This is a genomic window from Enterococcus sp. AZ089 (assembly GCF_050547225.1).
GTDB classification, from domain to species: Bacteria; Bacillota; Bacilli; order Lactobacillales; family Enterococcaceae; genus Enterococcus_D; species Enterococcus_D entomosocium.
This window is the reverse complement of sequence record NZ_CP172954.1, coordinates 557998-578989: the sequence shown is the minus strand read 5'-3', so window position 1 is coordinate 578989 and position 20992 is coordinate 557998. Positions and strand designations below refer to the sequence as shown.

The 20992-nt window shown below is 41.8% G+C and carries 17 protein-coding genes; 1 reads left to right on the top strand and 16 read right to left on the bottom strand.

Annotated features, from left to right (window positions below; translation table 11 throughout):
- Positions 1–93 precede the first annotated feature (93 nt).
- Complete coding sequence (locus tag IGJ01_RS02675; RefSeq protein WP_005232094.1) at positions 94–837, top strand: EAL domain-containing protein; 744 nt, start codon at positions 94–96, stop codon at positions 835–837.
- Between the two features lie 373 nt (positions 838–1210).
- Here the strand turns inward: IGJ01_RS02675 and IGJ01_RS02670 are convergent, their stop codons facing one another.
- The 16 genes from IGJ01_RS02670 to IGJ01_RS02595 all read right to left on the bottom strand — a co-directional run bounded on the left by IGJ01_RS02670 (position 1211) and on the right by IGJ01_RS02595 (position 20975).
- On the bottom strand, positions 1211–1558 hold the full coding sequence (locus IGJ01_RS02670) for a DUF7006 family protein (protein ID WP_430601380.1): 348 nt from the start codon (positions 1556–1558) through the stop codon (positions 1211–1213).
- A gap of 125 nt (positions 1559–1683) precedes the next feature.
- Complete coding sequence (locus tag IGJ01_RS02665) at positions 1684–2079, bottom strand: hypothetical protein (protein ID WP_430601379.1); 396 nt, start codon at positions 2077–2079, stop codon at positions 1684–1686.
- Positions 2080–2252: 173 nt separating this feature from the next.
- Positions 2253–2582 carry an LPXTG cell wall anchor domain-containing protein gene (locus IGJ01_RS02660; protein ID WP_144331032.1) on the bottom strand — a complete coding sequence of 110 codons (330 nt, stop codon included), beginning with the start codon at positions 2580–2582 and terminating at the stop codon, positions 2253–2255.
- A 34-nt stretch (positions 2583–2616) separates the two neighbouring features.
- A complete protein-coding gene (locus IGJ01_RS02655) occupies positions 2617–3180 on the bottom strand; it encodes a hypothetical protein (RefSeq protein ID WP_008377887.1) in 564 nt (187 codons plus the stop codon).
- 25 nt (positions 3181–3205) lie between these two features.
- Positions 3206–3724 (bottom strand): hypothetical protein, encoded by a 519-nt coding sequence (locus IGJ01_RS02650; protein ID WP_034871937.1) that lies wholly within the window; start codon positions 3722–3724, stop codon positions 3206–3208.
- Positions 3725–3763: 39 nt separating this feature from the next.
- Entirely contained in the window at positions 3764–8341 is a 4578-nt protein-coding gene (locus IGJ01_RS02645; protein ID WP_430601378.1) for a hypothetical protein, read from the bottom strand.
- Between the two features lie 373 nt (positions 8342–8714).
- Positions 8715–10190 (bottom strand): helix-turn-helix domain-containing protein, encoded by a 1476-nt coding sequence (locus tag IGJ01_RS02640; protein ID WP_430601377.1) that lies wholly within the window; start codon positions 10188–10190, stop codon positions 8715–8717.
- A gap of 235 nt (positions 10191–10425) precedes the next feature.
- On the bottom strand, positions 10426–12663 hold the full coding sequence (locus IGJ01_RS02635; protein ID WP_430601376.1) for an ATP-binding cassette domain-containing protein: 2238 nt from the start codon (positions 12661–12663) through the stop codon (positions 10426–10428).
- Positions 12664–13024: 361 nt separating this feature from the next.
- Positions 13025–13606, bottom strand: a complete 582-nt coding sequence (locus IGJ01_RS02630) for a GNAT family N-acetyltransferase (RefSeq protein ID WP_244732987.1) — start codon at positions 13604–13606, stop codon at positions 13025–13027.
- Positions 13607–13772: 166 nt separating this feature from the next.
- On the bottom strand, positions 13773–14249 hold the full coding sequence (locus IGJ01_RS02625) for an SAM-dependent methyltransferase (protein WP_144331025.1): 477 nt from the start codon (positions 14247–14249) through the stop codon (positions 13773–13775).
- An 86-nt stretch (positions 14250–14335) separates the two neighbouring features.
- Positions 14336–15154 (bottom strand): MerR family transcriptional regulator, encoded by an 819-nt coding sequence (locus IGJ01_RS02620; protein WP_244732986.1) that lies wholly within the window; start codon positions 15152–15154, stop codon positions 14336–14338.
- 178 nt (positions 15155–15332) lie between these two features.
- Positions 15333–16232 (bottom strand): haloacid dehalogenase-like hydrolase, encoded by a 900-nt coding sequence (locus tag IGJ01_RS02615; RefSeq protein ID WP_244732984.1) that lies wholly within the window; start codon positions 16230–16232, stop codon positions 15333–15335.
- Position 16233: 1 nt separating this feature from the next.
- The gene (celB, locus tag IGJ01_RS02610; RefSeq protein WP_244732982.1) at positions 16234–17514 is read right to left on the bottom strand and encodes a PTS cellobiose transporter subunit IIC; all 1281 of its coding nucleotides are present in this window, start codon (positions 17512–17514) and stop codon (positions 16234–16236) included.
- A 707-nt stretch (positions 17515–18221) separates the two neighbouring features.
- Complete coding sequence (locus IGJ01_RS02605) at positions 18222–18965, bottom strand: hypothetical protein (RefSeq protein ID WP_008377866.1); 744 nt, start codon at positions 18963–18965, stop codon at positions 18222–18224.
- Positions 18966–19447: 482 nt separating this feature from the next.
- Positions 19448–19783 carry a nucleotide pyrophosphohydrolase gene (locus tag IGJ01_RS02600; RefSeq protein ID WP_008377864.1) on the bottom strand — a complete coding sequence of 112 codons (336 nt, stop codon included), beginning with the start codon at positions 19781–19783 and terminating at the stop codon, positions 19448–19450.
- Positions 19784–20117: 334 nt separating this feature from the next.
- Entirely contained in the window at positions 20118–20975 is an 858-nt protein-coding gene (locus IGJ01_RS02595; protein WP_430601375.1) for a GRP family sugar transporter, read from the bottom strand.
- Positions 20976–20992 lie beyond the last annotated feature (17 nt).

Sequence of the window (20992 nt, the reverse complement as noted above, 5' to 3'; positions counted from 1 at the left end):
GATTCTTTAACAATGCAGGTAAAGAACTCGATCTTCCTTTCCTGCACTTCATGAAACCAAAAATAAAACTACCCCAGAAAGGAGCAGAAACCAATGTCTGAGAAAATAGAACAAGAACTCTTATCGATATTTCCCCAATTATATTTTGATGCCCAGCCTATCTTTCAAATGAAAGCAGATAGTCAGAAAGTGATTGGCTACGAATTATTATTGAGAAGTACCGAAAGAAATAGGTTTCCCCTTTCCTTCTTCCAGCAAGTGATCAAATACAAAAAGCTACACACTCGCTTACTGCAATGGTACCGAAATGAAATTTTCAGCTTACTTCACCCGAATGAAGAAACAAAAATCAGTCTTAATATCCACCCGCAACAACTCAGCTACCCAGAAACCTTTCTGATGTTAGCTGACTTAGCACCCTACCATGATCGTATTTTGATTGAGATCACCGAAGACGATACGGAACCTTCTATCGCCTGTGATCCCAAGTCTTTTCTTATGAACAAAATCAACCAAATAAAAAAGATGCGCTTTTCTGTCGCATTGGATGATGTAGGGACAGGCATTCATTCACTGACAAATATTGCACCGATGCTGGATAAAATCGATGTGATCAAATTTTCGCCTATCTCGTTGCGAGTGCTGTCCCAAAAGGAGATTTTCTTTTTGATCGACTTCTGGCGAAATATCGCCAGCAATCGTAAAATCCAATTTATTGTCGAAGGGGTCGAAACCTCGGATATCCATGAGTACTTGCTTGAAGAAGAGATTTTTCTTCAACAAGGGTTTTATTTGGACAAACCTTCCCCAGCTAATCAATTAAAGCGAAAAAAATAGCCATCGCGTCGTTTATTTTTCTCACTATACGCGATTAAAAATAAACGAATATTAAAAAAATGAACAGATGCCCTTCAAATATAACACAAATAATTTTATTTGCAGAATTTTTGCTGATTCGGCATCGTTTTAACGGTGATTTTACATGAGAGGGAGTAGAAACCAAAGCAAAGACCTTTTTCAGATAAATGAATAGACAAAAAGCATTCAAGAAACCAATTCCTGAATGCTTTTTGTCTATTCACCCTTTTCTTCGATACAAACCTTCTATTTCAATCGCTCACCTTTACTAATTGCAGAAACATTAAAAATACTCATCACTTCTTACCAAATCGTTTTGCTAGAAGTGATTCCGACTATTCCCCTCCTTGATTTATCTCACGTTGAAAACCAGAGAATGCTTCGTTTCCATTCCTAGATTGTAACCGCACAATTCTTTCAGATAAAAGCGATAATCTTTTTCGACGATTCGGATGATCTCGTCATCGGAAAAATCGTCAAATCGCATCATTTCTGTGACTAAAACCAGTTTGGCATCGATTCCCAGAATATCTGGGGTGATCGCCCAAAATGTTTCTGGAGAAATCTCTGCTATCAATTGATCAAGTAACGTTAATTGCTTTTCTACATAAGAGGCTAAGGCACCATTTTCACGATTGGAATCCGTAAATTTCTTTTGAAATCCATCAAGATATTCTATCTTTGAAGTAAATACAGTCATGCTTCTTTGCTCCTTTCTTTGAGGGGAACAAGCCCCCTTATTTTCTTCCTAAGTCTCAGCCTATTCTTTCTCGTTATCTATTCACTACTTTTTCTAGCTACTGAGAAAACACCAAGGTCCAGTAGTCAATGAAGAATATCCAGCAACCCTCTGACCAGCTGCTTGTAATGCTCTTTTTGATCCTTCGCCTCATCTTCTGCCTTGATTGAAAGACTTTGCTCAATTGCTTCTTGAGGCATCAACAAATGGGTGTTCAAATTTGAGATGTACGAGACGCATTCTTCCAACAACTGATACTCTTTTTGTAGGACACTAGGTACTTTATACGTACGAAAAATGAACAAATAGCGAGCATTCGCTTTTATTTCTTCTATGTGATTATTTTCTAATAAGTAACGCATCTTATCTATTTGTTCCCCTCGGGGATAGGGGCTAGAATCTGCAGTCAGCAGATGATAGTAGTAGCCAATATATTCACTATTTATGATGGTTCTTTCAAACGCTTCTTTCCTGATCTTCATCTTCTGTATCCTTTCAAAACTATCACTGACCTCACTTATACAGCGTTTGTGGTATCACTAAGGACTGCTTACCTTTTTGATTCATTTTTTATCCGCTCTACTCTTTCATTAAAAAAGAGAAACTGTAAGTTTTCCTCACAGTTTCTCCTTTACGCTTCTAGCGATGACGATAGTTAAGGAGCGACGCTTTCACCGTGCTTCTTTTTTCTTGTCGCTGCAATGACAAACAGTACTAAGAGTGCATACCCAAGGATGATCAAACGAGTGGTGTTTGAAGAACCTGTTTGCGGTAATTTCCCTTGTCCGATTTGAGAAGCATCTGCGACGATCGTTTTCTTATTGTCATCGTCTGCTTCTTCCTCTTCCTTCGCTGTTTCACCAATTCGACCAGTCACAGTGACCTGCCCTGTTGTCGCCTCTGCGACAATGGTTTCTGATAGATCCCAGACAGTCAGAGCCAGTAATGCAGCGATGAAAAAAATGATTCTTTTTCGTTTTTTCATACGATAGATCCCTTCTTTACTGGGATTTCAGTTTTTAGTCTTCCTCTACATCCGGCGCAAAACTCAAGACCAATTTGAAACTTGGGTTTGATTCTTCTGATGCATTGACAGGTGTTGCTTCACCAGTGAACGCAAACGTCCCTTCATTCGTTCCTTGGTTGCCTTCAAGGGTAAACAATTCTGTTTCTGTTACAGTTGGTGTGCCGTTTTCAAACAACTCAATCCCGTTTACGTTTAACAAGTCTACTTCAGACATATTCAATGGTGTATCAACACCTGCAACAGAAGCGATCACACCAACTGCTGAGTTATTTGTCACCGTGTACGTAGGCGAAACGATCTCTGTATGACTTGACGCTTCTGTCGTATAGAACAAAGCAGTCGTTGGAATCGTTACATTGATCCATTGGTTCAAATCATCGGGATTTGGTCCAGGTGTTGTATTATCGAATTCACCGATGATCCCGTTTACTTGGACATCTCCTGACGTATCGCCTTCACGTCCGTCAATAGTTTGTGTCGCAAAAGCGGTGGTGCCGCTTGCGATTACTCCTGCGATCGTTGCTGTACTTAGAATAGCTGCTACAAATTTTTTCATTTTTATTTCCTCACTTTTCCTTTTTTTAATTCTTAACGATAATCGTTAATTCAGCTTCAGTGACCCCTTGTTTTTCTTTGCTTTCAGGGTCATAAATATTGATGGTGGCTTTGGCAGGATACTCGCCTTTTGCCAATGGTGTCGCCAAGGCGACATTTTCAACAAATTGATTTGGATAGATCGCACCGGAAGAATAGATGACTTCCCCGCTCGACAGTAAAGAGATATCCACGGCGATTGGGTACACATTGGTGCCTGGATTAACGATTTCGATGGATCCCGTGCTTTGACCATCTTCAAAAATGGCTTCTGGATTGATTTGCAGGGTGAAATAATTCGCATCTGCAATTTCCTGCGCCCGTTCAGATAATCGCTGATCGGTGGCATCGCCAGATTCAGGCAAAAGGTCTGCACTGATCAACGGAACTGCTTCTTTTGATTGATAGAAATAGTACCCGAGTCCACCGGCAAGTACTGCCAATAGCAACAACCACCAGAGCCATTTCCGTCGTTTTTTGTTTTCGGTTTGATTCGTTTGCTCCAATGGATTCACCTCCTTCACATTTGGTACGATCTTTTTTTCTTAGTCTCGTGGAACAAAGCGTAAGACGATGCGATAATTCGGTACAAGCAAGTCTTCATAATACCCGCCTTGATCGGCTTCTGAATCAACGACCCACTGGGGATAGTCCCCATAGAAATCCCCCGTTAAAGAAATCGGCACGCGGCTTCTTTCTTCTAAGCGAACCAAGTGTTGTTCTTCCATCGCTTCATAGAGTTGAATCTGGGTCTCTTCCGTTTTTAGGTTCAATCGCAACAGCGGGGTTGAGATATCGTCATAAGTAAGGGTTGGGTCTTCCTCTTCGCTTTCACTTTCAGCGTAATCGAGGGGATCTTCTCCCTCTTCTAACAAGACGATTCCGGCATGATCATCGATCGCCAATTGATTGATATAGGTATCCACAGCAAGTGGCGATTGATTGCGGATCTCATACGCTTGGCTTTCAAAATTACGATTCGATTCCGCCGTATTGTACAAGGATTCAAAGACCATTTTGGTCGGGATCGTCACTCGCATATGCTCCAATTTCGATGTCACATCGATACCGATGGTCATCTGGTAGGCTTTATTCCCCACCTCAAGAACAGCGAAGTAGCTGCCGTCTTCGTCCACTTCTCGTGTAAGATCCGTTTCTACGATGCGAAAGTCATCCGTCATATCCGCTTCCGTCAACACATTTGCGGCTTGCGCGCGACTTTCTTGAAGGATCAAAGCATCTAATTCTTCTTGCGTGCTTAATTCATTAATTTCATAGCGATCTAAGGTGATATTGTATGCTTCAAAATTCACACCTTTAATCACGGTTTGACGAGCGGTCACATCGACATAGGTCTCAATCGAAGGTTTCGATAAGAAAATCGACACTTCTGTCTCTGTTTCCAATCGCTCATTTTCTCTTAAGGGAATGCGGAAATAGCGATACAGCTGATTTTCATCCCGATAGTCGCCCCATTCGATTCGTTCAGAGTTTTTGTCCAATTCGACGATTTCTCCATCGGTATTTGTATAAGAGATCAAGGTGACATCGGTATCCTCGTACATGGAACCAGTGATTTCAGTCGACTGATCACTCAATGCATCAATTCTGGCAATGAGGCCTTCTGGTTCTGAAAAACGAATTTTATTGAAGTTATTCTTAGCAATCACTTGGTAAATATCCGTTTGTTTTTCCAGACTTTCCAAAGAACCCTCTAATTGCTCGCCACTCAGTAATCTGGAACGCGCTTCGCCATTTCCTGTGCCGCCATAAGGGAATGTATTCCCCCCATTTCGATTGATTCGCATCGTTCCGGAAATATTGATAAATTCTTCTGTTGGTTCATCTAAAGAAGCATTTTCCCAAACTGCTAGTTTTTGACTCGCAACATTGATTCTCAAACCGTTCGCAACCGTATTTTGTGCAGATCGGATCAAACGCTGCAATTGCGCATTGGCTTGACCAGTTCTTGTCGTAGGATGACTAATTTCAAACAAATTCACATTGTTTATATTCAATCGTGCATTGGCAAGTCTGAAATAAAGAACTTCAGATTTATTTCTTATGGTTTCCAATACAACCGTAGAATCTTCTCCTGCCGAAAATGAATTCCGCACATTGACTAACGGGCGATTGATAAATTCCGCCGATGTTCCCATGCCTGTCCGATTATCGGTCATGGAAAAATTAGCTCTGGCCCCTACTGTGATATTCGCAAATGAATTCGAATGATTGCTTGAGGCATTGCCTCCCGCCTGAGTATTTAAACCTCTCGCAACACCTTTAAATGTTGCCTCATCATTGAGAATGAAATTAGAGGAAGTCGTTACTCTAAAGATTCCTCCAGATTGATCCACGTCGAGGGTAGCCCCTTTACCAATCCGAACAAATGAATTACTAGCAGTCAACCAAATAAATCGGGAATCTGAAGTCGTTCGATCTCTTCTTGACGTCATGGTAGCATTGTCTTGCAACTCCACTCTTTGTGATACTCGGATTCTGGAATAATTTTGACTTGTTGCTGAATTTTGAATCGCCGTCGTTGTTGGCTCTGTCAAATGCACTTCAGCATGTTGCGCAAGCGTAACTGAACGAACAGTGGTGTTTCCTGTCATTCCTCTAGCAGCGTTTATTCTCGTATAGGAATTTTCGCCGAATAACAGATCTGTTGTTCCGACTCCCTGTAGAAATCGTCCACCAGTATCAACTTCGACTTTACTTCCTTCTTCCATCGTAAATTTCGAATTCGCCAAGGTTAAACGAAAAACGGCTCGTGCAGCTTGTCGCGTTGTATGATTGACCGTTACTTCCGCTTCACGACCTAGTTTGATTTCTTCTCTAAACCGGAAAAAATCAACATTTGCATTGCTTCGTCCAGAAACGGTGATTTCAGAGTGATCGCCCACATGCAACCGGCGAATGGTTGAAGAAGCAGCAGATGAGGTACCACCGGTAAAGCCTTGTGCGGTTTGTAGGCTGATCGTATTTGCTTCACCAATATAGATATCTGTTGTGCTGCGACCGGTCACCAATGGTCCTACTTGATTGAGGGTGATGGTTGCATTTGCTTCTGACAAAAATTGTGAAGCCGTCGACGTTGAACCCAGTGCAATGAAAGGATTGGCTGCTGATGATGTGCGAGAATAATTGATCGCTGCTTTTTCTCCTAGGAAGAAACGTCGTTGCACGGAAAAAGAATTGGCTGCTGTGCTCGTTGAATGCTCAGCAACATTGATTTCAGCCCCTTCAAGCAGCTCAAATTGATCGACCATCGTTCCAGCGGTAAAACCATTCCCTAATACGCCCGTTAGTTTTGAGTATTTCCCTAAAGTGACATGGGACAAACTTGCGTTGACAAACGCCCCTCGCTGGTTCACGGCTATTTCAGAATAGTCACCAATGGTGATTTTCCCGTTGCTTGATGCTAAGCCGATGACGACATTCGATGTACTTGCTGAAGAGGTCGTTCGCGTTCTCGGCACGTCAATTGTTGTATGACTTCCGATTTGAACCGAAGACGTTGCGAAAAAGGTTCGATACGCTTGACCAACAGTGGCATTACTAGGTTCACTTATGGTTATATCCACCTGATCACCAATCGCAATACTGTTGACTGCTACGTTGCCATTAAACCCGTTGCTATGCTGATTGTTCATTTTCACGTGGTCTTGAATCACTATCGTGGTACTAGCCACACCCGTAAACATCGGTCCATGCTGCGATATTCGCGTTTGTGTATTCTCCCCAAAATCGATGGAGGAATTTGCACTTTGGAGCTGGATAAAAGCTCCGGTCGTTGTGCCCGTCCGCGTTCCTTCAATAATGGTAGGTTGGTCCGCGGTACTATTTTCAACGATGAAGCGGTGTCCGACATTGATGGCGGGCGTCCCGCTGACCGTCCCGTACTCAGATAGTTTTAACTGACTCCCTGCTTGTAACCTTACTTCGCCTAGCGTGCTGGTGGAATTACCAGAAAGCCCCTGTCCCGTGCCAACATCTAGTGTTGCCCCGGTTGCTAGCGTCAACCGACTATCTTGATTGGCATTTGGTAGGGAAACCATTGCGCCAGATTGGCGAATCGTGGTCATACTTCCTTGACCAAAATCAAGGCTTGCTGCGGTACCTGTCATGTGAAAGACAGTGCCAGTATTGCTGTTGGTACTTCGGGTGACAGAAATTTCAGCTTGGCTAGCGACTGCTACTTGATTCATTTCAAAGATTGGTGTGGCATTTGATGAGCGATGATTGATCGTCAATTGGCCTTCGACCAAGAGTCCTTCAGCCGTGAATAACGTTGGAATGGAAGACGTCGCTGTCGTCACCACATTGGTTCCTTTGAAATGAAGATGTGCTTGGTTGTTATTCACCACGCGTCCTGCGGTAGTGGTCAGCTCCAGTTGGGTATCTTCAAAGGTAATCGTTGAAGCCCCAGTTGTTTGAGCCAGCCCTTGCGCCGACTGAATGCCTTGTTGTTGTACCCCTTGCCAAGTCAGTTGAACAGGTGCCGCAAACTGCATCAGGTTCTCTGCCGCCGTCTGCGAAACGATCACAGGTGTATCTTGACTACGAAAAGTAACGTCTGACCGTTGGATACCACTGATTGGCTCAGTTAATGCCAAGTTGTTGGCAAAAGTAAGCACCAAGGATTGATCATTGGCGATTTCTTCGTAATGATACTCCGTGCCATCTTCATCGGTGAAGGATTCCCCAAGTAAAATTGCCCGCAATTGCGCCTCACTTGCTACAGTCAATGCGACCGCTGAAGCTTCAGCATCAAACCTTTCGACTTGCTCATTCTCAGCTTCTGTTTCCGCTTCATCTTCTGAGCTATCTGGCGTTTCTGCTTCGGGCAGTGCTTCATTTTCCTCTGCTTCTTCTTGGCTAGCTGTCGTGGAATCATCCGTGGCTTCCGAAGAAGATTGTTCTTCACTGCTTTCTTCGGTTGTTTCTTGGTCTTCCGATAGATCAGCAGAATTAGTGGTTTCCTCAGTTGAGGAGTGTTGCGTCTCTTCAGAAAGTGACTCTGTTTCTGCATAAGCAACTTGCTGGAACGCCAGCGTCGTGTTGACCGCCGTGCTGCTTAGTAGGAATACTGCAGAAAACAATGTAAGTAGTTTCATCATATCCTCCTTTCTTCAAGTCTTTGGTGCGTCAAGAAGGTTGAAGCTAAGAAACAGCCTCCTCCTTTTCACACAAAGTTGTCTCAATATTCTTCGTTTTTGGGGGAACGACAAAAAAAGACATTTGGACGAATCAAATGTCTGAAGAAAGTTGTTAGATTGGGTTTTTGTAAAATAATATCTACATACGAGTTCCTATTTCTTAAAAACGAAGGTTATTGAGACGAAAAAAACTGTAAGTGTATCACGCGTGGTCCTTACTAAACTAAGAATAGCGTGGTCCTTTAGCAAAAGAAAATCATTATTTTCATAAACACCTGAAATAGATGAATAAATAACCTACCTCTTTCACTGTGTGAAAGGTACGGGAATGGGTTTAAAAAAGCGGTTTTTGATACGGGTTTATTTTCCGTTCAAGATGTTCCCAATCTCGATCATCTGGAAGAGATTTTAATAATAAATAATCTGTTTTGACTTTGTAATCGACGAGATAGCGATTGTAATTGGTCACGATCAAATCAATATGTGATCCATTTAGCGTCTTCTTTGTTAAATATTGCAGCTGCACAAAGGTCAACTCGTGCTTGCTGCCAAACCGCTGGATTGCTCGAGTTTGAATGTGCTGGCACACAAAATGATCTCCTTCTAGGAGAAAATAAATGGTTTTTGCTGGTGCGTAATAATCGAAAATCAACTCGCTATAAATTGTTAAACTGACACAGATGTCTTCTAAGTAAGCACTAGACAAAGAGAGTTTTTTGCTCTGCTCCTTAAGAAATTGTAAGTTCTTTTGATAATTCTCGCTGTTGGAACGCATGATCACTTCTTTGATATCATCCATTTCCTTGTTCAAAACCGGCGCAATCGCATAGTTTATTTTCCTCGATAAAAAGAAAGAACGTAAAAACGTCGCCACCGTAATGGCTTGCTCTTTGGGCACATCATGGTTCTGCAGAAACAATTCGGCCACGTTTGCAATCGCTGTACCTTGATGAAACTGACGGTAAAATTTTTGCTCTCGTTCTTCTTGATCCAAGGTTCGCTTACACAGGGTGACCAAGTAAATCCAAGCAAATTCTTCTTTGGGCAACTGGGTCTGATAGATTTCTTCAATGCCTTTTTTCAAGGAATAAAGTTTGGCGAAACTATTCCCTTTATACGCTTGCCTGACCAGTTCTTTGGGCACAGTGATATGATAGCCAAGGCTCGCGCGTTTGATGGCAATATAAAACGTATAGTAAAACGCTGCGGGGGTCGCCCCAGATCCGATTTCATAATAGCCGAACTTGTCATCCAATTGCCCTAAAATCAAGTCATGCAATGCTTGGTCTGGGACCAATGTATAGATCGTTTCGACCCCTTCATAATAAAAATCTTTGAAAAACTTACGTAAGTTGGCTTCGCTTCCTTCAATCGTTAAAGGATTGGAGGTCCATTGTAAGCCATAGCTTTTCAAAATAGGGTTGCGCTGATTAAGTAAGCGCCGAAATGTACTCTCTGAAAAATGGTAATGATGTGCTAGCTCATCCACCTTAGCTAACTTGCCATGAAAGATATTCCCGATAATTTCAAATAAGCATTCATTTTTTAACAAACTTTGTTTTCTTTTTTGATATTCTGTAGGCTTTTTCTCTTCGAAAACAAACCCGCTATTGCCGGAAACAAGAACTATACTGTCCCCAAAATATTCTTTCATGTATTTGATATCATTGGCAATCGTCCGCTGAGTTACCTGATTGCGCTCAGCTAAGTCGCCAATCGTAAACACCCGATCTCGCTCAATCGTACTCAACAGCCGAAACAACCGCGCGGTTGTGCGGTTGCTGATGAAGGCCAATTGCAGCTCTCTCATCCACTCCACTCCTTTTTCAAGAGATTCTTTTCTATACTATTACATAAATAGACCACTATTTGGTAATTATATACTCAAATTTACAGTATTTTTATCAAAAAACCTACTAATAATGAAAAAAATAGCGTTCTGAATTTTATTTTCTAACTTGTAATCGCTTCTTCGATGGAATGAAAAAAAGCCGCAAGCAACACTCGATGAAAAGAGCTGCTTACGGCTAGTCTTGGCTTTTTCGTTAAAATAAATACTGCGCAGTAATCGACGATTGACAATTGATCAGTTGTTCTGGGGTTCCTTCGTACAAGATTTCACCACCGCGAATCCCACCATCAACACCGACATCGATCAGCCAATCCGCTGCTTTCATGACCTCAAGGTTGTGTTCGATCACGATCACCGTGTTGCCTTTTTCTACTAATCGTTCGATGATCGCCAAGATGCTTTTGATGTCGGCCATGTGCAATCCGGTCGTTGGTTCATCCATAATGTAGATATTGCCTTTTTTGCTTAATTCTTTTGCTAACTTCAGTCGTTGGCATTCACCGCCAGACAAGGTATTTAATGGCTGTCCGAGGGTCATGTATCCTAGACCTACAGCCAAAATCTGTTTTAGTTTTCTTTGAATCGCTTTTTCCTCAAAAAACTCCACCGCTTCCGTGATACTCATGGCAAGGACTTCATCGATCGACTTGCCTTTCAAGCGATACTGGTAGACTTCTTCTTTAAACCGTTTGCCGCCGCATGCCTGACACAAAACCTCGACGGAATCCATAAAGGACAGCTCCATCTTGATGGTCCCGTGGCCCTTACACGTTTCACAAGCACCTTCGGAATTGTAGGAAAAAAGACCTGCTGAAACCTTGTTTTCTTGCGAAAACAACTTGCGAATGTCATTCATGATTCCTGAATAGGTTGCAGGATTAGAGCGAATATTCCCCGCCACCGCTGATTGATCGATCGTAATGGCTTCAGGGTATTCTTTGGCAAAAACACCATTTACCAAACTGCTCTTTCCAGAACCAGCGACACCGGTCACCACCGTAAATACCCCTAATGGCACCCGCAGTGCTGTATTTTTCAAGTTATGCAGCGTCGATTTTTTCGTTTCGATAAACTGTTGGCTTCTGCGAGGGGCTTCTTTGAAATCCACCATCTGTCCAAAGGCTTTGCCAGTCAGTGTATCTGATCGCAGCAAACCTTCAAAGGTTCCTTCGTAAGTAATATAGCCGCCATTTTTTCCAGCTTTAGGACCAACATCGATAATGTGATCGGCTGCTTTAATGACATCTGGGTCATGCTCCACTACGATGACGGTGTTCCCTTTGTCCCGTAGTTTGACTAACAATTCATTCAATCGATGGACATCCCTTGGATGCAGCCCAATACTCGGTTCATCAAAAATGTAGATCACATCGTTCAAGCTAGAAGACAAGTGTTTGACCATTTTTACCCGCTGACTTTCCCCACCAGAAAGCGTCGTTGTTTCACGGTCTAAGGAAACATAATCCAACCCGATATTGATCAGATCAGTGATTCTCGCTTGGATGTTTTGAAGCAGGGGTTGGACACTCTCCTCCGAGATTTCTTGAAGAACCGTCAATAGTTCATCCACTTGCATCGCCAAAACGTCCGCAATCGAATAGCCCGCGATTTTACACGCGAGTACTTGTGGATTGAATCGCTTTCCCTGACAGTCAGGACACTTCTGCTCATTCATGAAAGAAGCGATTTTCTTCTGCGTAGCAGCGGAGCTTTCATTGCCACCTTTGATATTGGAGCGATTAAAACGAGCGACTAAGCCTTCATAGGTGGAACTCATGCCTTCCATATACAAGGAATCGATTTTTTCTCCTTGGGCATACAAAAAGCGGTTCATTTCCTCTTCGCTATATTCTTCCAACGGCTTGTCATTGTCAAAAAAGCCCGTATTGGTGAAGGACTTCAGTAGCCAAGAGCCGACTTTGTAGCCAGGAAGCAGGATCGCCCCTTCGTTCAAGGACTTTTCAAGATCCAGTGCCTTTTCTAAATCTAACCCGACGATCCGCCCAATCCCTTCGCAAGTGAGACACATCCCATGAGGGTCATTGAAGGAAAAATTCCATGCAGGACCTAAATACGGTTGACCAAGACGAGAAAAAAGCAAGCGGATCAAGGGGTTGATATCCGTGATCGTCCCTAATGTAGAGCGGGAATTGCCGCCTAAACGGCTTTGATCAACTACTACCGCCATCGAAAGATTGTCGATGGCATCCGCATCGGGCTGGCTGTATTTTGGCAAAAAGTTGCGGACAAATTTCGAAAAGTTCTCATTCAGCTGTCGACCAGCTTCTTGTGCGATCGTGTCAAAGACGATCGATGACTTGCCAGAACCAGAGACACCCGTGAAAATCGTGATTTTTCTTTTGGGAATCTTCAAGTCAAAGCCCTTCAAATTGTTCTGCCTGGCGTTGTGGATCGTAATGTATTCCTGCATGCTATACCCTCCCAGATTCTATTGAATTTTTACAGTGAGCGACCATTATAGCACAAACATTCTCGCTGTTTCTCGGAATTTTGCAAAAAAACTATGTTTATTTTATGTTTTGTTCTCAATGTTGGAATAGCAAGGATAGAGGGCTTATGCAATTTTTCAATAACTGTTGCATAGGAAGGAATTTAGAGTGCGAACGAAGTTAGAAGATAGAGCGAAGAAGGAGTATTTTGAATGACCTTAAATTGCTAAAAGGTAAAAAACAGTCCATTTCCCCTTGCTTGCAAAGTGAAATGGACTGTTTTCATGAAATAACCTTTAATCGTTTGAAGCCGAATGTTAGAGATCGGCCAGATCAGCCAGATCAGCTCAATACAGTTGACGGAAACATTTTGATCAATGTCACCGTTTCTTCTGCCCCATAATCCCCTTCGGCATAAAAAGCAAGATACTCTTCCAACAAATAGTCAGCAAGGTCTTGGGTAGATTGCGTAAAACCAGCCTTTTCGTAAGATCTGACTGCAGGGATATTTTTTCTCGACGGCCGCATCATCAATTTTTGAATGCCGAATGTTTCATGTAAATGATCACCGAGGGTGACGATCGCATCGGTACCAAATCCTTTGCCGCAATGATCTTCTCGATTCAACCAGATATCCAATTCTGCTATGCCGTCTTTTAGATGAGACGAGGAGTAACTAATAAAGCCAATAGGTTCACCTGCATGTAGAATCAAAAAGCCTCTGCCATCTTGCGGTTGGGCACCAGTAAAGTAATACTCTTGATAGTCCTCAAAAAACTCTGCTTCAGTGGCGATCGGTGCATTAGGATAAGAAGGTGGTCCGGAATGATATTTTGTGGTTTCAGAATGAAAACACCATTGATAGACCGCTTCTTTATCTTTGATTTCCGCAGGGGTTAAAGTGACTTTGTTGCCTGTTAGCATGTGGTGTACTCCTTTCGCTCTTCCTAATGTTCCCCCCAATTATAGCGGAGGATGTCCCTTAAAAACAAACCGCGTTTTTTCTTTACTTGAATCGAACATCGACATTGCTTAAATTTTCATTGTTGCGCCAACAATCTTCCGATTGATTCCTCTATTTTTTCATCCTCTAAAAATTAAATTCATTTTCCCAATTAAAATCAGCAGATTCTTCTAAACTGTTCGGCCAATGATGGCACCAGGAAGGAACTCTGGGCACTTCTACTCGATCCAAACTTGGTGTGTACGGTTTGATATCTATTAGTGGCGTTTGGTCGTTTGCATCAATATAAGGAATAGAAAGAATTCCTTTCTCAACATCGACTGATAATACTTGAACAACACTTAATGCAATTGGATTTGGTCGGATGGGTGATCTCGTAGCAAAAATCCCCATTTTTTCAGGCGCATGTTTATAGGGTTGCTCAGCATCCAAAATCATTCGATACTTTGCATCCGCAAAATCACTGAACCACCATACTAATTGAAAGTGACTAAATCCTTCAATCCCTGCCAAAGCTGGAACATATTCTTTCTTTAGCTTGAGCAAGCATCCGTCCTCATTGTTTTGAATGATTCCGATCGGTTGTAGTTTATATTCTGTCATTTTCTTTCCTCCATTTCCTCTTTGTGCTCTTAGAATAGTGCCTGACACAATGTGAGAGTCAAGAGAAAATAGAAAAAATCTGCTACTCATCGTTTTAAGAGTGGTATTTGTATTTCAGTCAAATAATTGCTTTCCTCCTGCTCATTCCAAGGACCGCGATGCACGATTTGCCTGTCTGGTCCGTCCATTTGGTAATAAGGATGTTCTTGTAGCCACTCAGCCAAGGACAAATAGACGTTGGCTATGTTGGAGAATGCACCGTACACCATCGTGCACGCCATAATTGGCACTGCTTCCGTTTCGTAGATGGAAAATACTTTGGAATCTACTTGCAGGCCTGCTTTCACTTGCACACACAATTCAACATCGACATTTTTTTCTTTAAACTCTTGGTCGTGATAAATCGAAAATGATTGTCCGAAATTCTTTATTTTATGAAGCTCCATAAAAGTGGCTAGTTCTCTCCACAGTTCCTCTTCAGCAAAATAATTTGGTATGACTTTGCGAAGGGAGAGCACATGATAACTCGGGACTGCTTTCATTGTGACCTGATAATGGCGCTCTGTTCGTTCCTTCGTCAATTCTAATTTAGCCACTTCTAGTTTGATTAATTTTTGTTTTTCCGCCTCTATAGTTGTCTCAATTTCATCTTTTTTTCTTTCTAATTGTTCTGCAAGGAAGTCCTGCTCTTGGTTTTTCAGCAACACCGCAATTTCTGCTACACTAAAGCCGCTATCACGTAAATAGAGTATTTTATTGAGTTCAGGCAATTGAACAGCCGAATACAGTCGATAACCAGTAAACATATCAATCCTACCGGGCTTTAATAGACCCATCTCATCATAGTAACGCAACATTCTGATACTCACTTGAGAGAGCTTTGAAAATTCACCTATCTTAAACATACGCACCTCCGATAGATTTATTATAAAAACACTTTATCCACACTTCAATGCTACTCACTATAAAAAACCGAAACAAAGAACTCACTCTCTGTTTCGGTCTTGCTTCATTATTCAACACTCAACGAAAAATTCTTCTAACAATTCTTGCCTTTCATAGGCATGTGACCATTTGTTCCACCTAACGGTTCACTGAGACGGCCATTCGGTGATAGGTATGGCGCTTGCCTCTGATGGCGATCGATAGTTGCAAGATGTTCTCGGGATCAGCGGTCCCAGAAAAACCCGCATCTCCGATATGATGAAGGTCGCAACCGGCACGTTTGCTAGTCAATGCCAAGGCACGGATCGTGCCTCTATCTGCACCTTCTTGTGTAGTACCGATGGTGCCCATGACCAACTGCCCTTTTTGGTGAATAAAGGCTACAAGATCACTCATGTGTTGTTCACTCAGACCAGGAATCGTGCCTGCAATGGGTACAAGAATAACATTGGCTCCTGCTTGAATGAATGCAGACGCAATTTCTTCATCTAACACGGGTTCATTGACACCAGCTCCGTGCATTTTTCCAGCAATAATGATCCCAGAGAAAACGGCTCTTGCTTGTTGGATTGCCGCTGTGATTTCCTTATTTGAAACGCCAGTGGAAGGATTTCCTGTCAGACAGATAAAATCAAATCCAAGTGCTTCTGCACGAGCCATGTTTTTCTTTGTTGCCAAACGCCCAGTAGCGATAGTTGTCAACTGTTCCATCTGTTCCGCACAATCGTCGACAGGCTCAAGATTGACCCCAATAGGCCGCCCCGTTAAGCACTGCAAAAAGCGAATGGGGTCATCCGTTGTCGGTAATCCTTTGATAGCGCCGTTTTCGCAATCAAATAGATTCAGCAAAATCAAATCCGCCCCAAATGCAGCGACGAATTCAGCATTAGTGATTCCTCTAGACATCGGATCGATTTGGACATCATTTTCTGCTACGATCGTCCGACCGGCACTTCCTCGGATACTTTCCAATAGTTGGTCTTTATCAAATGATTTAAAATCAGCTGCCGTGCAATTCAATAATCGTTTTGTCTTCATTTTATGCCCCACTTTCTGAACCGAGTTCACTGGCTAATGTCCGATTATCTAGCATTTTGAAGAATGGATAATAGATGGCGATAGAAATCGTCAGATTCACCAGCTGTAAGATTGCCCCCGAAATATGTCCGCCTGTGGCTAGATAACCGCCGATGATTGGCGGCATCGACCAGGGAACCAAAACGACGGCAGGTTGGACGATCCCCATGGCAACTGTCGTATAAGAGATGACATAGCACACGACCGGCGTCAGAATATATGGGAACAAAATCAATGGATTCATGACAACAGGCAACCCAAACATGATGGGTTCATTGACATTAAAAACCGTTGATGGAAATCCGAGTTTCCCCAACTCTTTTAAATACTTACTTTTACTTCTGACTAATAGCAAGATCGCCAAGCCCAAAATCACGCCACTCCCACCAATCCAGACAAAGGTATTCATAAAAGTATAATTGATGATATGCGGAATCGTTTCGCCGTTTTGAAAAGCGATCCGATTCTCATCGATCATTTGAATCCATGTCGGCTGCAGGACGCTCAGAACCAAGTCCCAACCGTGGATGCCCACTGACCAAAACAATGACGTAAACATAATGGCAAACAGTCCGCCTATAAAGCCTCCGCCAATGATCGACAATGGCTGTCCCACAAGACTGTACAGCAGATCATGAACATTCGTGTTGCCGAATGATTCCACTAATAAACGAATCACCCAGAAAAGCGAGAGGCAAAAGAATGAGGGGATCAATGCAATAAAGGAGCGACTGACCGCCGGGGGAACGTTTTCTGGCATGCGAATCACGATATTCTTTTGTACGAATAATCGGAAAATCTCCGCCGTGATCAGGCTGGTGATGATTGCTACGATCAGCCCGCGGCTACCAAGATAAGACATTTGAATGCCGCCATCTTCAATCGGAGTGACTAAAAGAAAAATCGACGCTGCCAATACACCGGCAGATAAACCGCTGACGCGGTAAGTGGTTGCTAAACTATACGCAATAGCAAAGGAATTGAACAGCGCCATCACACCAAAGGTCACTTGAACGACAAAGTCTAATTTGCTGCGCCATTCCCCGCCAAAAATACTCGTAACAAATAGGTTAAAGCCTTCCCATGGAACGTTAGATAAAATAACAAAAATGGAGCCGATAATAATCAAAGGCATCGTGGTGACAAGTCCATCACGGATGGCAACCAGATGCTTTTCACCGCCAATTTTCATTCCCCATGGCAGCATTTTTTCTTCCATAAATTTCTTTAACGAATCCTTCATAAGCTTCCTCCTTAACCTTAAAAGATCGCTGAAAGAGTGCGTTCAGGTATCTTTTCGAAGTGTGAATAGAAACCAAGGCTTGCCACCTTCAAGAACCTAGGATTGAAGTGCTGATCGCCAAAACGCTATTGTTATGAACACAGTAAGAACGCAAGGCATTGGATTTCTCAACTATGACTGCCTATTTTCCATGCAACTGTTCTCAACTGATCTTCACACCTTTTATTTGCCGCAAACGATCCTGCGCATGAACCGTTTCAAACGACAAAAAAGGCATTGGACAAGATTGTCCAATGCCTTTGGCATAGCAAAATAAGCGTCCAGCATCCCACGGTTTTTGCCCAAAAACCTGCCTGAATCTACTAGAAATCGACAAGGAAATCGGGTACAATAAACACGTTGATGCCTTTGGCGATCAACTATGGCAACTTGATTGGTCATCCTGCTTAGGGGTCTGACTGATCAGGGCCTCGTAAGTCTGCGCCAACAGAATTACGGGGTGCCTATTTTTTTGGTTTCTATTCGCTTACATTTTATAGAATGTTTTTGGGAAAAGCAAGCGAACATTGCAATAAAATTGTAAATAATGGTCAAAAAAATAAAAAACTATTGTGATTTGTTCGATTGAAATAGAAAATAGTGATTGCTTTGCGTATTTATAAAAAAAGGAGGACCGAATCATCCATGATTCAGTCCTCCTTTTCGCGCTAGACAAATACAAACAAAATTCCAGAGCAGATCGTGCCTACCAATAGCCCACGAATACTGCCTTCCCCTTCATTGGGTAACTCAAATTTGATGATATTCACCAGCAAAGCGCCGGTGATCAAGGCTTCAATGATGACCACCAAATAGTAGGGCAATGATACAAAGAGGGAGAACGCCGCTCCCGCGAAAATACTGAAGGAAAGCACAAAGCGGCCATATTTGTTATAAAGGGCACCATGATGGTGATAGAGCAACCAATCGTTCATGAGAAAGTGCAAACCAAAAGCGATAAAGTAGGTCAAAATGTAGAAACGCTCTGATAGCGTATTGGCAATCACGATATAGCCGATCATAATATTATAAATCACATGAAAAGCGATATCCGACCAAAAAAAGGCGTTTTTGGCACTGGTGATGTCTTTCTTTTCTAACACCATAAACGTCCGCTCATCGATTTTGTAGATCACGTAACTGAAGACTAAGCCAAACAAAACGATGCCATAGACCCCATGACTATAAAAAATCCCCGAGTCCCAGCCAAATTCATCAATCAACACCGTTTGAAAATACGCCAAATGGGGCAATAGATGAACGATCGCATAGGAGATTCCTACCCCAGCGGCAAAGGAGCTCATGTATTGCACGTTTAGTTTTCTGGATGAGATAACATTTGAAAATAGATGGATGAAGATAAACCCTAAAGTGATCATGCAATTCACAAAATTGTTTGTTAAATACGTCATTGTTTTCTCCTTCTTACATTCCGTTTACAGCATCGTTTAATCGCAATTTTCAATAACAAAGTCTTTTTAATTATTTGTTTTTGGTTATTTTCACGAAATATTCTTGTTTACTATACAGTAAGAGGGCTTGGGGGGCAATAGGTTTTTTAGGTTTTTGGGGAGAAATATTTTTGATAGAAAACGACCTTCATTGTTGCCGATTTTTTACCGATGATCTTGTCTTCATTTTCGGATAGGATAATCTTGTTTTTGCTCTAGCAGATACTAGGTCTAACTTCATTTTTTATCAAAAATTGCGCTTATTTGAAGTTAACTTCAAATTTCCGAAAAATTGTAACCAATTTGAAGTTATCTTCAACTTTCTCAATTATGACAGATTTTTGACGTTCGTAACCAATCGCAGATGAATTCAGAAAGCCGTTGCTGCTCCTATTCCATCAAAAAAAGAAGCAAGAACTTGCAGCGTCCTTGCTTCTTTTTTGTTACAATTCATTATACTTCTTTTTCGAATCTTTACTTTCTTTCACCGGATACTTCATGTTGTTTTTTTCCAGCTTTTCTTTGATGATCTCATCAATATCAAGACCCAAATTGTCTGCCAGCATATAAGAATAAATCAGAACATCGGCAATTTCTTCTTTTAGATGTTCGAAATTTTGAGTGGCTTCTTTAGGTGTTTTCCATTGAAAAATCTCCAACAATTCGGCGGCTTCGATGGAGATAGAAATAGCTAGATCTTTTTCATTATGAAATTGTCGCCAATTGCGATCATCTCGGAATTTATTGATCCGTTCCATTGAAGAGGGGTGGTTTTGCATGGTAGGCCTGGCTCCTTTCGTTTTGTAGGGTTAAGAGTTTTTGGATGATCGGTTTTTATCATCTCTGAATGATTGGCGAATAGTTATCCATCCCTTTTAATACGGACTCTGATTTCATATAGTCTTGTAAGTGGTTGGTTATAGAGTTATTTCTCCGTGGCTCACTTGTTTTTGTATGTTGTTGTATTGAAAAATGCTTTCACATAAAATACATGTTTACAATACAAAGGAATCGAATACTATTGATTCTAGTATAGCATTGTGATTTTTGTTCTTAAAGCATTTGACGAATGAAGAGCACTGAAACATCTTATTAAACTCGTCTTTTTCAAAATCACTTGATGAAACCAATCAGCAATATTCCTCCAATTATGCAAGCTCCCCCTAAGCTCAATAAAAGAAATTCTTTACGCTTTTTCTTCTGCTTGAAAACCAACAATCCGCCATACATAGAAATCAAAACAGCAAATTGTGAAAAAGTGAAACTCTTTGCTACCCCTAGCATTGGGATCATTAAAAATAGACTAATGTTCGCCATACTCCATGCAATGCCCGTACTAATATTTTTTCTGATTTGCTGCCAATCAATTTCTCTTTGTTTAAAAAAAACAAAAGCAGCTGATGTACTCCACATACCTATTGCTTGCGGAAATAATATACCTGAGCCTCTTACTTGAAATGCCTGCGGCAAAACTACATATACGGTTAAAGCCGCAGAGGAAAGCAACAAAGAGGCAATTGCTTTTCGGTTTGTCCGCTTTTGATTCTCTAATGTCTGTTTTTCTTTCCATGACGTCAGCCATATACCAAGTACAATCAGCAATATTCCTCCACTGCCAATCAGCCACATGGAAACATTTGTCCACTCTTGGAAAAAGAAGGCGGCAACAAAGGTTGTCCCTATTAATTGAGTACCATTAGAAATAGGCATTGCTTCTGATACCGGTAAAAATTGAAACGAGTAAAACTGGAAGTATTGTCCAATCGCCCAAAAACATCCAGAAACAAATGCAATCATGACGGAAAAATTTGTAAATTCTGGTTTTATAAGAAAAGTAAACAATAAACTGACTAACACAGCAGCAGTTGTCGTTCCAACTAACTGATTAATTGGTTTAGATCGAGTCAGCTTCGCAATAAGCGGCATGACACCCCAGCCTATCGCTGGCAAAAAATAAAAGAATATCATCATTTCTCCTATAATATACG